Consider the following 16393-nt stretch of genomic DNA (forward strand, 5'->3'; position numbering starts at 1 on the left):
AACCAATAACGCTTAATGTAAGTCATGCCATTCACTATTGTGAGTGGCATTTTTTTGTCTATCCACATTCAATTGAATAGCAGCATTTTGCTCAATTAGAATCGAACAGTGTATTTTGCATATCATTGGTCTACTCGTGATGTTTTATAAGCCTAACATTGATAAATTTAATCGATTAATTATGCTGTGACATATAAAATATTGAACGTTATAAATATCAATTTAGAGGTTTGTTTGGCTTCACATCATTCATTATTAAATCATCAACGTCATTTTGAACGTATAGGTCCTGACTATCGCAATGGTGACGCGGTGAGCTTTTTAGACATCAAACACACCTTTGGTTTACACCACATTCGGGTGGGTAAATGGGTCAATCGTGAAGAGTCAGCATTAGCGGCAAACTTAATATTTGATTCATTAGCCGATCTCGCTAATATTCTCGGCGTACCGCCAGAGTTAATTGGTTTACGCGGCAGTTTACGTTTTGCTTTTGGTCATGGCGGCCAAAAGGGGGTTCAGGCACATTACTCACCAACGTATCGCGAACTCGCCCTAGCAAAAAATGCCGGAGCAGGGGCATTAGCCCATGAGTTTTGGCACGCCTTTGATCACTACATCGCTGATAAAATGTTTATTGATGACAGCCTGCTAAGCCCCGATGCCTATATGAGTCCGGCAAGCCGATATGCTTGCGCTACCGATCACTGGCTTGCTGACAAATCGATAGTCGCTCATCCGCTTAATCAGCAACTGTCTCAGCTATTTAAAGTCACCTTTTTGAATGCTAATGGCCAAGAACCTAGCGAGTACGTGCGCCGTTCTATTGCATTAGATAAGCTGCAAGGTTGTCATTACTTTGCCAAACCCACCGAAATGATGGCCCGCGCGTTTGAATCTTGCATTGAAATGTATTCACAGGACTATGCCGAAATATCGAACCCGTACTTGGTTAATAGCACAATTAACTCGCCACTCGCTAAGCATGGCGCTTATCCTGATGCAGATCATTGCCGTGAAATATATCAAACGATGATGGGTTACTTTGAACCGTTAGGGATAGCATTGGATAAACAGAATGGCTAAAGACTTGGGTTAACACGACAGCTTTATTCATTTTATTGGCTTCAAATATTCACACAAAATCAGATTCATTCAAAACCTGCTTTAAGCGTGCAAAAGTGTTCATGGTTTCATTAGCAAGCATGGGCGAAAAATCGAGATTGTGAGCATTGAGCTGATATTGGCCGTTAGGCAATTTACTGACTTTACGCAGCAAATATTGGTTATCGCCGGCCGCATCTTGAATTTCGATCGCCATGATTTTTCCTGTAATCGAACCTGCATTAACACTTGTTAAACGCTCTAATAATAACAAATCACCGTCATTTATTGGGCTCTTACCGCCATTCATCGAATTACCGTTGGCTGGCGCGATAAAGAAGATTGACGGATCTAATCTGCTGAAGCTCTCGTTCAATTGTCGAGTTTCAACGTTATCATCTGAACCGGTTTTAAAGTGGCCACAGGCAATTTTTATATCAGGATAGAAGTTGAACTGAGGCAAGTGTTCTTGAGGTTGTTCGATGGGTAAATTAATCACATTAGCAGATAATGGTTTTGATTTAGTCTTCGAGGTTTTACGTTGGCTGTAACGCGCTAATAGTAACTCGCCCAATTCTCGCATTGCGCTTGATACTGTATCAATATCGTCAATTGCAATGTCAATATTGGCGTTAAGACAATCACCTTCAACGTTAAACCAAGCTTGAGTATCGATGCTATCTTGCTTACTTAAAAAAGTAATAGGGTTGCTTAACCAGTATTTACGCCATTTTGGTGAGTCAGATTCTACTTGTTGTAAATCAGCTTTAACATCTTGCGTCCACAACTCCGGGTAGCGTTTAAAGACTTGCCAACTTTTAATGCAAACAGCGTCGATGCTGGGTGGAGTGTGTAAACCGTCTAGTTCAATAAAAGCTTCTAATAAAATGGCTTTGAAGCATTTACTCATTGTGGCTTTTTCTACACCGCGACTTAAAAATGCTAAATAGGGCGTTAATGTCTGTAATTTTTCATCATCTTGCTCTTGGCTTAACACCAGTTCAAACCAACTACCAAATTGCTGGGTTAATTTACTCCAAGCATAACCACTATGATAAAACTCTGTCGCACTAGGGCGATGGCCTAAATCATCGTTGAGTAATTGATATTGCTGATCAGCTTTAGAGTAATCTAGTTTTAATTGCTGCCAAAAATCAATCAGTTCAGGATCAATGTTGATGACACAATCAGGATGAAGTTTAGGTGCATTAAGCTGCTTTACCGTCTCGTTGATGTTTTTTGATTGCAGTAATGCCATCGGACGATTCAAAAAGCTGATGTGATTACCAATAAAGTCGATAACCGAAACAAACTTTTTGTTAGTGTCGGGTGATGTGCGCAATCCGCGGCCTAATTGCTGTAAAAAAAGTATTTTTGATTCAGTCGGGCGAAGAATTAAAATGGTGTCAATTGAGGGTAAATCAGTACCTTCATTAAATAAGTCGACCGAGAAAATGACTTCAATGTTGCCTAATGCTAACAAGCTCAAGGCTTCTCCACGTTTAACCTGAGAGTCACTGTGTACAGATACTGCTTTTATGCCATGAGCGGCAAACCACTGAGCCATAAAATCTGCATGAGCTTTAGAGACACAAAAGGCTAATGTTCTTTGCTGCTTGTGTGTCTGCCAATGACCAAAAACATGCTTAGCGCGTTTCTGTGTGGCAAATGTAAATTCAAGTGCTTTCGGATCAAACTTACCGTTACGCCATGGTAGTTCACGATAATCTACCGTTTTATCGTTAATGCCTTGATAATGAAACGGCACTAAAATACCTAACTCAATGCCATCAACAATGTTCTTTTCGTATACCAAATTGTTATCGCATAAAGATAAAATATCAGCTTGATCGGTACGTTCTGGTGTGGCTGTTAAACCTAATAAAAATTGCGGCGTAAAGTGGTTTAATAAAGATTGATAACTGCTGGCGCCTGCATGATGAAATTCATCCACAATCACATAATCAAAGTGATTTTGATTAACTTGATTAAGGTTTGCCTGTTTACCTAATGTTTGAATTGAAGCAAATACAATATCAGCATCCAATACTTTAGATCTGGCATTAAAATGACCGCTCACAAGCTTAGGTAACAGTGACTTAAATGTTCGCTCAGCTTGTAATAAAATCTCTTCGCGATGAGCGACAAACAATACTTTACGAGCATTAAATTGTTGTACATCAAATGCTGCCAACCATGTTTTCCCCATACCTGTCGCGAGAACAACTAATCCTTTTGATTGTAAGGCTAGACGCGTTTGTGCGAGCGCATATAAAGCTTCTTGCTGGGCAATATTGGGGATCAGTTCTTTAAGTTCTACTTCACCAACGATGGCTAATGGTGGCTTAACCTTTTTTCGGTGCTCAGCATATTGGTTTATATACGAGTCATTGAGATCGATCGCTTGAGGGTGATGAAATATTTGCGCAAATTGATGACGAATATTGTTAAATTCACTTGGGTCTTGGTTTTCAATAAAATCGTAACGTAAACACCATTCAAAGGCATGAGTTAGCGCTGTTTTACTAATATTGTTCGAACCTATATATGCACAGCCTGTTTCTAATAGATCAGAATGTTGCTGGACGAAGATATAAGTTTTCATGTGAAAGCTTTGCTGGGCTTCACAGTTGAAAATCTTAGTTTTAGCGCCTAAAGATTGCAATATCATTAATTCGCGTAAGGCAACGGGGTCGGTAATATATAGATAATCAGACGTTATAATAGCAATGCTTGCGCCACGCTCTAATGCATCTGTTAAGCTATCAAACAGTAATTTAAGTCCGGATTGCTGGATAAATGAAACTGATATTTCAATATTAGATGCGCGGTTAATTGCGTGCAATAACTTAGGTAAAAGAGGATCATCCTTACCACCGCTAGTTAATACAGGTCCCTCTGCTAACTTCATATTTACTCTCTACTTTACAGCCTTGATGAGAATTGCATTAAGCCACTTTTCGTTTTCACGATCAGGGCGAGCATCTGCGGTTATCCAAGTGTGCTTTATGATTAAACCTGTATTTTTTAGCCATTGTTGTAATCTCGATTCATCAGCATCAGTAAAGAATCGACCATTATGAGTTCGATCTTGTATGCCATATTTAAATGAGCAATAAAATGCGCCATTATCAACTAAGGTGTTGGCTAAATGAGTAAAAGTATCTGGTAAGACGCTTGCGTCTACATGGAGCAAAGAGGCGCAAGCCCAAATGGCATCAAAGGTGAGTGTTGGGTCTATTTGGTCAAAAGTACAAACGGTAACGTGTTGACCAATATAATCAGTAGCGACTTTAGCCAATTCTGCACTTGCATCGATAGCCGTGACATTGAAGCCCATTTGAATAAAGGCTTTAGTGTCGCGGCCAGAGCCACAACCGGCATCTAAAATTCGTGCATTAGTGGGTAAATTACTTAGAAATGCATAATAAAGTTCACTGACATCCACATTCACAGTTGACTCGAAAAAATCTTGGGAATGTTGATCGTAAAACGCAATGGTAGACATAACTCATCCTATAATTCACATCTTTTGAGTTTATCTATAATGTACAATGCGCTCAAGTATTTAGTTTGTTATTTAGTTTGTTATTTAGCTTGTTATCTAGCTGGTTATTTAGTTACTTAAAACACAAAGTCTTATCAATAATCCACTTGCTGAATAACCGTTATTGTTGCGTCATCGCGGCCTTTTTTAGACGGTACTCTGTGGCCAGTGTCGGCATTGGTTTTCATGGTTTGTAAAAACTGGTTCATTTGTGGGCCAATGCTGATGTGTAACGGGCGGTTTTTGCCGTAGTAATAGAGGCGATCGAATTTGAGGTTTTCGCAAACCCATTGTGCGACTAGTTGCATATTAACGTTATTGCCATCTGAGTTGTTGATTACGGTAAAGTCGCAGGCGGCGCCTAAGCGGTCGCAGATAATTTTTTGATTTTGATTGAGTTCATGAGAACAGTGCTGATCTAGCTTTGGCGCGATATGTGGGTTGCGATTTTTGGCAATTTTTCTGACCAGTTCTGGTGAACAAAAACCGTAACTGAGCGAGATGGGACCAAATTGTTCCACAACAGGGTCGAGGATTTTTGTCGCTAATAAACTGAGGGCCCGCCAAGAGTCCGGTTGTAGCGGCAAATTTTCTATTTGATGTTCGATAGCCGTAGCCCCGCAGTTTATTAGATCTGCGTAGGTAAAAAAGCGGCTCGCTTTGCCATTGATATTGTAGGTAAACAATCAAGGTCCGTTATCTGTATTCTCATTTAGGATAACAATACCGTGTATTGATTATGCTGACCAGATTGAACTGCTAATAGTGATGATAAATGAGTGAAATACTGGTTATCTATTATGGGATGTCGATCTTTTAAGGTGGACTTGCAGTCGTTGGTGACAATTTGTCCAAGGCGGAACTTATGAAATGTGATGATGTACATAAATAAGTAATGAGATTGCAAAAATAGCAACCAATGCAGCCTGAAGGATTCAATTAGACGGTTCTTCTTTTTGTATAGACTTGATGTCTAATACTGGTGCCACATTATAATGTTAAGAGTAAGACTGTTTAGCATTAACTTATTTTAATTACGAAAAGTCGATAAGCCCAGTGTCATCTTTGATGTTTGGTGGCTTTGGTCACATTTTATAAAACTGAAAACCCTGATTATAATTATGTGAGTTTTTGATTGATTTTAATTGAAAAGATGAGGGTTTCAAATAAATTTGAGACATCATTGTGGGATTACATTGAATATGTTCAATAGTATTTAAATTTGACACTAGATCGTTAGATGATAAATAGGAGAGTAGTTAATTTAGTCATTGTTAATGTATGATTTTTATTATAGAACTGCTGAATACCGACTCTATGGAGAGTAACATTAAGCTAGCTTAGTTCATTAATAAAATGTTACATTAATGTTATGTATTTAGGTCTTTTTTGCGGGAGTAACATGTAAATGAATGATGTTGTTGAATCTAGTCATGTTATTAAGCTTCCTATTGATAAACTTGCTCTTGGCATGTTTGTTACAGCAATCGATCGGCAACAAAGTAAAGTCGATATACTTAATCCCGGTAAAATCAAACACCAAGACGCCATCATTAAACTTAAAAATAGTAATGTCACCACCGTTTGGGTCGACATGCAGCTCTCATCTAGCAATTGCGGTTTAATAAAATCTGATACGCCAAATGATTTCGTCAATCCACTTACTCGTAAAGCGACCGTTACCCGAGATACTAGACAGCTTCAAGCTAAAAATTTGCTTGCTGAAGCTAGGGGGCTGATTCAAAAGGTATTAGCTGAAACCTATGAAGGTAAAGCATTTGATATTACTCAATTTGATGGCCTTGCCGATAAGATGATTGAGACGGTAATGGATAATGAAGACGCTTTTAAATGCATTTTAGCGCTTCGTACTAAAGATGCTTACTTGCTGGAACATTCCATTAATGTAGCATTTTTGCTGATTACCTTTGGGCAACACTTAAAGCTTGATATTGACGTGCTCCGTCAGATGGCTGTGGGAGGGATTTTACATGATATCGGCAAAATAAAAGTCAATGATGCTATTCTCCATAAACCCAAAAAGCTCACGCCTGAAGAATTCGAACATATGAAATTGCATCAATATTTTGCAATTCAAATAATGGATGAAACCAAAGGTTTATCGCAGATAAGCAAAGATGTGTGTTTAATGCATCACGAAAAAATTGATGGTAATGGTTATCCAAAAGGCTTAAAGGGTGAAGAGATCCCATTGCATGGGCGAATGAGCTGTATCGTTGATATATTTGACGCTCTAACTGCCGAACGTTGTTATAAAGAGGCGATGAGCCCAGCTGCCGCGTTTAAGATTTTGATAAGCTTAACCCCGTTTCACTTAGACCAATCTTTGGTTTATGAGTTTATCCGCTGTATCGGTGTATATCCTGTCGGTTCGTTAGTGTTACTTTCTGATCAACGCGTTGGTATTGTATGGGAAGCTAAAGACCGTGATGTATTTCACCCTATTGTAAAATGCTTTTATTCGTTAAAACATAAACGCTATACCAAAATTGCAATGGTAGATTTATTAAAAACAGAGATGAATATTGAGCGAGGTATCACTCCTAGCAGTTTAGGCATAAATCCCGCACCATTTTATTAATATTAAAAAATAACAATATTAAAAAATAACAATATTGAAAAATAACATATTGTTAAATCAGACCTCGATTAGCTAACAACATACTCAATTTCTCAATATTAGGAATAAAATTATAAGTGGGCTAATAATTTTTTGTCGATTGTGAATGCTGTAATTGAATTGAAAAAACTTTAGTTTGCAAATTGAACATGTCATCACAGCTTGAGGATGACCGTTCCCCCTTGAATAAAGAATGTTACTCTGCAAATTTAGAGAGGGTTGATATTGGCCGTTAATTGACGACTCTGTGGATCCCGTTTTTGCATTTCTGTAAATCTTGAGTCAATAGCGTTGCCAGCATTGTGCTACATCGCCGCAGAGTCAGGGTTGGACCTTAGGTATATCCAACCCATTTAATTTTTAGCATGGTGCTAAGAACATCTTGTTAGCGTTTGGCGCGTTTACCCAATTCAGTATCGAGCAATTTAATCATTTGGTCAGTTGCGACAGTAATGGCTTCACCAATGGTTTCCGCATGCTCACTTGTTGCAATAGGGCGTTCTCCTGCAAGCCTAACCTCTAGTAAACAACGCTTATCTTTATTGCCAGATTTAGCTGAGCTGTTCTCATCACTTAAATGTACTTCAATGCGGGTGATCTGATCACTAAAACGGTTTAGTTCGGCTCTCAAACCATCTTCTACGTGTTTAGCGAGGGAATCTTGTCCGGATATATTGTTATCGGTATTTATTTGGATTTGCATAATAATGTTCTCCTGTCATTCTGCTTTATGGTAGGCCTAACGCCAATATAGAGCAGGTGAGTGTTTCAAATTAATGTAAACCTGCATGGTGCTAACTAATTGATATTATACAGCGTTTTTGGAGCGCGCAAGTTAATCCGCACATAATTTAATCGGATTAATACCAAAGTGAACATGCTATAAATAAAACCGTATAAATAACAAACAGATAAGGTTTACCAATCCATACTGACCTTGCCAAGTACAATTTAAAAAGATGTGGGTGGGCTTTATCTAGTGGAGTTTTAAACCCTCAGGCATTGGTATGACAAATTCATAACGTGTTTGAGGATTAATAAACCCGGATATTGACGTTGAAGAGGCAATAAAATGAGTTTTTTAGGCACTCTGATTCAATGAGTATTGATTTGCAGAAACAAAGTTGCTGATAAATATAATCATGAATAAACCGTTGTGGTCGCAGTGCTTCTGGCACTTTCGAGCAAAATGATTATTGGCACTTTGTTATTGGCACTTTGACATAGATACTTTTGTTATAGCTTAGTGCGATGCCTTGAACACTTTATGATAGTTCAAATCAATTATTCAGAATTACACTAGTACTTGGCGGGTGTTGGCGATGTAGTGATGGATCTGTGCCTCTATTTTTGTGTCAATCATCACTTCTGGTCGACGGTGTTCTGGGCAAGGCATACGTGGTGTAGTACCAAATACACGGCATATTAATGGGCGCTCTTCATATACTTCACAACCATTAGGGCCTAAGTATACGCAGTTCCACTCTTTTAATGCTGCTTCATGTTGTGCGTTAGTTTTAAAGGGTAGGCGTGCCATTTCTTCAGACGAGGTTGTTACTGGGCCGCAACAATCGTGACAACCTGGTTTGCATTCAAATGACGGAATACGCTCACGGAGCAGATCGACTATCTCTATGTTATTTTTCATTTGTTGTTAACTCTTATGTACATATTGCATGCGCTTGAATAAATTGCGGAGTGCTTGTGCGTCACTCAAGACTAGGCGGATAGTAAACGTTAATTGACTGAGAATGTAATCTCAGAGCAATTAACGTTTACTTAACGGCTTATAACCCTTGTTGGTATTGGGCGTTTGTCGAAATAGTCACTAGTTGATTAAGCTCAACTTTTGATTCTGCCACGCCTTTAAGGACGTTTTCAAAGTGACTGACAAGCTGTACTTTATCGATTTCTGCTTTTGAACCAGAACCAATATTGGTTAAGTCGATAAAGAATTCATCAAATAAGTATGATAAATCTTCAACCGCTTCGATATTTAAAAACTGCTCGTGATTATAAATACTTGGGTAACCACCTTTTTGTTTATCTACCGCAAATGAAATGCCTTTCACGTTGGTGATGGTAGTGGCTTTTTCACATTTAAGCATGCAGCCATCTTCAATACTTGGCTTACTACATCCAACAGTTTGTTGGAAAAAACATTGTCTGCTGGTCATCATCAAAATGGGGTGATAGATACTGTATAGCAGTTTGAAGTTTTCTGGTCTGGCAATGTTTTTAATCTGATTGCGATTGATTTCGTTAGAAATAAACGCACCAGCACAATTGAGCTGCTCTTGTAAGGTTAGTAAAGCATAAGAGTTGGTAGTGTTTAAAAATGGTCCAGCGATCCATTCGATGCCCATTTCATAAGCTTTAAACGCAACGCCGGTATTATTAGTCACTATGCGTTTAGGCTTAACCACTTCTAACACTCTTACCGCTTCGATGTAATCTTTGCCAATAAGCACTGCCGGAAACCACGGAATAAGCCTTGGGTTGCGCAAGAAAATGTCGATGTACTTATCATCGTTTTTCTTAAAGCTTTCAGGCAGCTTAAAATAAACATCGGCGTCGGTCACATCGCACAAGTTAACATCTTTTTCGTCACTAATAAGCAAAGAAAGTGTTGGTGTTTCAGTTACTTTAGGATGCTTAGGTAACTTAGGTAATGTCACTGCACCTATGTATTCTCTTTGGGTTAATTGTAATAACAGTTGGTTTTTTAGCTGGGTTAATTGGCTAAATGGCAGACTTAAATCAGCGTCTAAATTGTCAAAATTGAATGCTTGTAATAGGTAGCCCGTGCTTTTTAAGCTTTTAAAGCGTTTTTCAATAGCCGCTTCATCAACACGCGACTCCGTTGCTTGAGTTAATGTCATAGCGGATTCAATCACAAAATGTTGATCTGGTGTGCTAACCGTTATTGATAATGGTTGATTCACTTGACCTGCAAACGCCAGTGATAAAGGCGGTTTTGCAATACTTAGATGATTAATCTTTTCTGCGACCAGCTGAACAATGGCATCTTTTTCTGATGACAAAGTGTGTTGCGCTTCTTGAATTTGCACCACAGAGATAGCGTTACTTTTGTCGTTAGCATGTTTAAAGCTGTTATCGCGTGGATTATCAATAAACATGTCTTTGGTGAGATTACCCTTTAAAAAAGAGTTGGTAAAATCACGATTAAACACTTTATGTAAGTTTGAGTCATCGGCCAGTAATCTACCGGTGTCGATAAATTTATCAATCTGCTTGCGCCAGCTATCGACTACAGTATGAACGTATTGAGCGCCTTTAATTCGGCCTTCAATTTTAAGTGAATCAACACCGGCATCGACTAATTCTGGTAAATCAAAGTAGGCTGAGTTGTCTTTTAAATTGAGTGGAAACTTGTTTCCGGCTGCGGTGATTTCGTATTCATCACGACAGGCTTGGCTACAACGCCCACGGTTACCTGAATTACCGACACTGACAGAACTTGAATAACATTGCCCAGAAAATGCAATACACAATGCCCCATGAACAAATACTTCGGTGAGTACATCGTGATCGTGGGCGAGGGTGGTCAGGCTTTTTATTTCGCCAAGGTTAAGCTCGCGTGACAAGTTAACCCGAGTGGCACCAATTTTAGCTAAAAAGCCAATTTGACCTTCATTATGGGTCGTTAGCTGAGTAGATGCATGAATCGCTAAACTCGGGAAATGCTTGCTCACTAAGTTAAATAAACCGAGGTCTTGCACGATAATGCCGTCAATGCCGGTGTTAACCAGTTGATTGAGTAACTTTACCAATGTAGGAACTTCGTTTTCGAGAATAACGATATTCATGGTGAGAAACACTTCACACTGGTATTGATGAGCAAGCGCAATAACACCAATTAAGTCATCGAAGGACAGGTTAGCGGCTCGATTGCGGGCGTTGAAGGTATCTAAACCACAATAAACGGCGTTTGCACCGGCTATGATTGCTGCCTTTATCGCGTCGACATCTCCACCTGGCGCCAATAATTCGATTTTTCTATTCATGATATTTTCGCTATTTTTATTCGTTAAATATAAATTTTAGGACGCGAGTTTACGTGTATCTGTAGCTGATTACTATTTTATATCAGCTTAAGTTAATAAACGGTTTGTAAACAATCCCTTGTATTACTCACTGGCTCGCATTGACTTGCAATAAGACGGTTATTTTATCTCATCTAATACCCAATCAGCTATCCCTAGCTGAGGTTGAGTAAAATTCAAATGCGTTTCATATACTGATCATGGTTAACAAGTGGATTAACAAGTGGATTAACAGATAGCTATTGAAGCCGTTCTGGCATAAATGATGTTTTAGTGGAGGTTGTAATAGACAGTAACGAGGGGCAACAAAATATTGAATTAAAGCAACAATGCTGAACGAAAACCTATTAATAATGTGTGGGTATTAATAGGTTTGCGTTAGCTATAGTCTATGCAAAAGGAACAGATAACTACCCCTTTATATCAACTATAATCTCAACTTTTCATTTGTAATAGCTACAGATGAAAGGTTGAATTGATTATTTCTCTAGTTTAACAAAATAATCAAAGATTTCAGGCACATTACCGTTACCTAAGCCTGCGTCAAATGCAGCTTGAAGGTTAGCGGAAGAACCTTCTGCAATCTTAGATTCTGTACCTAAGTCATCAACCATCTTAAGGAAATAGCCAAGATCTTTGTTGGCATTGGCAATAGAGAAGCCTAAGTCGCTAACACCGTCAACGGCGTAGTTTTTACAGAACTTCATGAAAGGCGAGTTTGATGGACCAGCTGACATGATGTCGAAAAGCTGCTGACGGTCAACACCGGCAAGATCTGCAACAGCAAAAGCTTGCGACATGGCACAAACAGTGGTCATGCCCATGAAGTTATTAATCAATTTAGTTGTGTGACCAGCACCAAGGGCACCTAAATGGAATACATTCTCGCCTTGGTCATCTAGCACTGGTTTAACTTTGTTGAAAGTATCAAGATCGCCAGCAGCCATAATGTTAAGCAAACCGTCTTTTGCATGAGCAGGTGTACGGCCAAGTGGGGCATCTATCATGCCTGCGCCTTTTTTTGCGAGATCGGCGCCAATCTTACGAGTAGAAGCTGGGATTGATGTACCAAAATCAACCAGTACCGCACCTTCTTTAATGCCTGCTAGGATACCGTCTTCAGCATAAACTAGCTTTTCAACCACAGCGGAAGTTGTTAGACAAAGCATGACTATGTCGCTGTTTGCTGCGAGTTCTTTTGCTGAGCTAACGGCTTTAGCACCACGAGCAACACAAGTAGCAACAGCCTCTTTGTTAAGGTCCATTACATTTAGTTGGTAACCTCTTTTTTGTAAGTTCTCAACCATATTGCCGCCCATAAGACCAAGGCCGATGAAACCGATGACTGGTTTTGTCATATCTAACTCCTAAATATATTGGTTGTGCTTATCTGAGTAATTAACATTGCTCACTTGTTCAATTAGTGTGAGATGTTTTTAATCAATAATCAGTTATAAAACTGTAATCAATTCGCTTCAAAAATATGTATTACAAAATGGTAATAAATGCATACCAAATTGTCAACCAATTTAGGTTAATTGGCAAACCAAATTGTAAGCAACCTTGCGGGTAGGCGTGTTTAGCGCAAACCCAATTTTTATTTGAGTTCACTTAAAAGAGCATTACCCTTGTTGAAACGGATTAAGGATTGTTGAAATTGGTTGTTTGTTAGAAAAAAGCCTATCAAGTTGATAGGCTTTCCTAAACGAGTTAATTCATTAGAACTTAGCTCGGACACCAAGGGTGTATCGACGATCTGCTTCACTATAAGCCCAGATTGAATCCAGCTCTGTAGTGTACACAATAGGCTCACCAGTTAGGTTGACCGCATTGGCTACCACAGTGAAATTTTCGTTAATATCCCAACTAACAGAGAAATCAAACTGGCCTCTGGCTTCACGGTAACTATTACCCACTGTAGGGTCGTAATTATCAGCTAAAGGGTCGTTCTGGTTGAAAACGTTATAACCTAACGCGCCCACTGTTTGTACACGTTTAGTGCCTTGCTCATATAAATAACGATCACGCCAGTTGTAAGCTAAACGCATCTGTACATCTTCACTTTCCCAATACAGCTGGGTGTTAGCGGTATGCTTAGAAATATTCAGTAATGTGTTGCCATCAGGTTGTTCGCTATCAGCAAAAGTATAGTTTGCGTTAACACCTAAACCTGACCACATTCCTGGTAGAAAGCTAAATTGTTGCTGATAACCTAATTCCAAACCTCTAACTTCACCACTACCACCGTTAACATCAGTGTCAATTAGAATACCAGTGCGACCGGCAGCTTTTTCTGCATCAACATAATCTAAACCTTGATCTTGGGTAGCATTAATAATGTCACCTTGGCTTTGACCAGCTGTGCTCAGTAAACAAATATTATCCCACTGAGTTGTGTTTTGTCCGTTAATGGTACTTGAGTCAGCTAAACAGCTACTGTCTGTTTGTGTGAATGATTTTACATCTTTATAGAAAATAGCTGCAGATAATAAGCCACCGTCACCAAAGTAATGTTCAACTGAAAGGTCGTATTGAGTAACACGGTATGGATCTAATTGGTAAGAACCTTGTGTACCCGTAACCAAAGAGTTATCGATAGAGAGAGCTGGACTTAATTCATCAAAATCAGCACGGCGCATCACTTTAGCGGCTGCAAAACGCATCAAGGTTTCTTCAGATAGATTATAAGTAACATTCAAGCTAGGTAAAAAGTCTGAATAATCATTGCTACCAGTATTCAGTATTTTATTACCATTAACATCTACGGAATCGACAATGCTAGATTCTAATTCTGTTTCAATATAACGCCCACCAACAACAGCAGTAATGTCATCAAAATCTAGATGAAATTGCGCATATATGGCACTGGTTTTTTCGTTAATGGTTTTATATGCACTGGTATCTTCAACCATGTTATCGGCTAAACTACCGTTCATTGCATAAGAAGTATCTTTTAGCATCTCTTGAACCAATAAATAAGTTGCATCAGCATCTTTCAATTTATCGGCATCGTAAACATTGTATGTAAGTAAATCATTTTGACCTGCAATACCCGTTTGGTCGAATGAGTTATCCATATTTATTGTTTTAAAACTATCGCTGATAATCGCGTTATCAATCCAAGTTGGACTGTATAAACCATCAGAGTTTGTTGCTTTTTTATAAGAATCTTTGAGGGTATTGCCATTAGGCTTAAGATCAAAACGATTTGAACTGTAATCCCTGTCGGTAAAACGTACACCCGCTTTTACTGCAGAAATAAAGTCGACACCTACATCGTGGATTTTAAAATCAAATCGCAAGGCTTGCTCTTCATTATCTGTATCTAATGTTTTGTGGAAAAACTCACGAAATACTAAGTTATTAGGGTTAGTCAACATACCGGTGTCGGCAAAAATATAAGAGGGAATACCACTTCCAGTTGTCATACTTCCTGTACTGGTATGCGTAACAAGATCTAAAGTAGGATCTGTACGTTCAATTGGGCGTAGATTGAATTCTGATGCGGTTTGACGTTCTTCAGATTTTGATATTGAATATTCAGCTGATATTTCTATATTATCAGTAATATTCCATTCTCCACCAATTGCATGTGAAGATGTATCTGATGTGGTGAAGTCACTCCATGTCTTTGGAATAGTAAGGACGCCTTCCAAATCGTAATTGTGTAATTCACCATTATTGTCGTAATAAGAGTCGCTTCTAGGAACGACTGAACCACCGACATCAAGAATTGAATAAGCAGCTTGCCCGCCATCTAATTTAGTGGCGTTCATGTCAATGTATATATTGGCATCTGCATTTGTTGGCGCCCATTGTAGTGATAATCCGTATGCAGTACGCTCGCGTTCTTCTGTTTTTTGCTCTACGGTACTTTCGGATCTACGAAGATATTTACCGTTAGGACCACCTGATACATCAACAACGCCATCACCGTTTATGTCGATGTTGTCTTGTAAATCAACTTTGTTAAAATACTCATCTCGGCGTAATTCACGATCTAAGTACGATAGATTAACTGAAGCGCCAAAAGTACCAGCATCGCCTAAATCCCAATTATTACCCATTGCAGCGCTAAAATTAGGTGCAACGTTTTCAGTTTTATCAGCATATTCACCGTCAAGTGTAATGGCAACTAGGGGCTCTGAAAGTTCAAGAGGGCGTACAGTTTGCATATTGACTGTGCCACCTAAGGCACCTTCAATCATTTCTGGTGTTGGAGATTTAATCACTTCAACTGTTTTCAAAAAGCTAGAAGGGAAGTCATCTAAACTAACACCGCCACGCCCTGGACCTGCAGTAGAGCGGCCATTGAGCAAAATGAGGTTTTCTGATACGCCACGAATAGTAACAGATTCACCTACACCAAAATCGGATTCAATTGAAACGCCTGTGATACGTTGTAATGCTTCTGCGATGTTGTTATCAGGGAGTTTACCAATATCTTCTGCAACAATAACATCGACAATACGATCGTCAGTACGCTTGAGTAAATTAGCTGCTTTTAAGCTGCCAAATATCCCCCTAACTGCAATCACTTCAATTTCACTTGCTTCTACATCTGTTTGTGTAGCTTTAGTCTGTGCTTCTGTGTCCGCGGCAAAAGTTGGCATACTTAACAAGGCTGTTAATGTTGCTCCAAAAATTGCTATATTGTTGGCTTTGCTTTTAGGACCATTAAACATAGCGCTTATTTTATTCAGCTTCATAATTCTCCCCAAAGAATTTGTTGTTTTGGTATGACCTTTTGGTATTACCAATTGTTGTTGTTTTAATCAACAGTAACATTTATATAACACGTTACCAGTAATTGCAATTAATCATTACCAAAAATAACAAATTGTCATACCAAATCTGCGTATTTAAGTTTTTGTTATTATGAACAGTGTTTATAGCTAGTACTTAAGGGGTATAAAAATAAACGAATTAGCTTTTATAGATGTGTTATGACCAATTTATAGATTCACTGTTTTTTTAACCGTGTCATGATGAAAATCTAGAGTATTGGTTATTTTGTATGAATGATTTTCTTTT

Annotated in this window: 10 protein-coding genes; 2 read left to right on the forward strand and 8 right to left on the reverse strand. The window is 38.8% G+C overall.

Annotation, left to right across the window (positions count from 1 at the left end; all coding sequences use genetic code 11):
• The first annotated feature begins 234 nt into the window (after positions 1–234).
• Positions 235–1086, forward strand: coding sequence for a CLCA_X family protein (locus tag ABIS04_RS09160; RefSeq protein WP_350433265.1), 852 nt, complete (start codon positions 235–237; stop codon positions 1084–1086).
• 49 nt (positions 1087–1135) lie between these two features.
• Here the strand turns inward: ABIS04_RS09160 and ABIS04_RS09165 are convergent, their stop codons facing one another.
• From ABIS04_RS09165 to ABIS04_RS09175, 3 genes are all read right to left on the reverse strand, one after another.
• Positions 1136–4015 carry a DEAD/DEAH box helicase family protein gene (locus tag ABIS04_RS09165; RefSeq protein WP_350433266.1) on the reverse strand — a complete coding sequence of 960 codons (2880 nt, stop codon included), beginning with the start codon at positions 4013–4015 and terminating at the stop codon, positions 1136–1138.
• Positions 4016–4024: 9 nt separating this feature from the next.
• The gene (locus tag ABIS04_RS09170) at positions 4025–4612 is read right to left on the reverse strand and encodes a class I SAM-dependent methyltransferase (protein ID WP_350433267.1); all 588 of its coding nucleotides are present in this window, start codon (positions 4610–4612) and stop codon (positions 4025–4027) included.
• A 134-nt stretch (positions 4613–4746) separates the two neighbouring features.
• Positions 4747–5337: a hypothetical protein gene (locus ABIS04_RS09175; protein WP_350433268.1), complete on the reverse strand. Its 591-nt coding sequence runs from the start codon at positions 5335–5337 to the stop codon at positions 4747–4749.
• Positions 5338–6059: 722 nt separating this feature from the next.
• On the opposite strand from ABIS04_RS09175, the gene ABIS04_RS09180 reads away from it, so the two are divergent.
• Entirely contained in the window at positions 6060–7253 is a 1194-nt protein-coding gene (locus tag ABIS04_RS09180; protein WP_350433269.1) for an HD-GYP domain-containing protein, read from the forward strand.
• A 424-nt stretch (positions 7254–7677) separates the two neighbouring features.
• Here the strand turns inward: ABIS04_RS09180 and ABIS04_RS09185 are convergent, their stop codons facing one another.
• From ABIS04_RS09185 to ABIS04_RS09205, 5 genes are all read right to left on the reverse strand, one after another.
• Positions 7678–7995, reverse strand: a complete 318-nt coding sequence (locus ABIS04_RS09185) for an HPF/RaiA family ribosome-associated protein (RefSeq protein WP_350433270.1) — start codon at positions 7993–7995, stop codon at positions 7678–7680.
• Positions 7996–8586: 591 nt separating this feature from the next.
• A complete protein-coding gene (locus ABIS04_RS09190) occupies positions 8587–8940 on the reverse strand; it encodes a YkgJ family cysteine cluster protein (RefSeq protein WP_350433271.1) in 354 nt (117 codons plus the stop codon).
• A gap of 139 nt (positions 8941–9079) precedes the next feature.
• Positions 9080–11320, reverse strand: coding sequence for a peptidase U32 family protein (locus ABIS04_RS09195; protein WP_350433272.1), 2241 nt, complete (start codon positions 11318–11320; stop codon positions 9080–9082).
• 518 nt (positions 11321–11838) lie between these two features.
• Complete coding sequence (locus ABIS04_RS09200) at positions 11839–12717, reverse strand: NAD(P)-dependent oxidoreductase (RefSeq protein WP_350433273.1); 879 nt, start codon at positions 12715–12717, stop codon at positions 11839–11841.
• A gap of 360 nt (positions 12718–13077) precedes the next feature.
• A complete protein-coding gene (locus ABIS04_RS09205; RefSeq protein ID WP_350433274.1) occupies positions 13078–16068 on the reverse strand; it encodes a TonB-dependent receptor in 2991 nt (996 codons plus the stop codon).
• Positions 16069–16393 lie beyond the last annotated feature (325 nt).

It is taken from the genome of Shewanella sp. H8, assembly GCF_040285065.1.
Lineage (GTDB): Bacteria > Pseudomonadota > Gammaproteobacteria > Enterobacterales > Shewanellaceae > Shewanella > Shewanella polaris.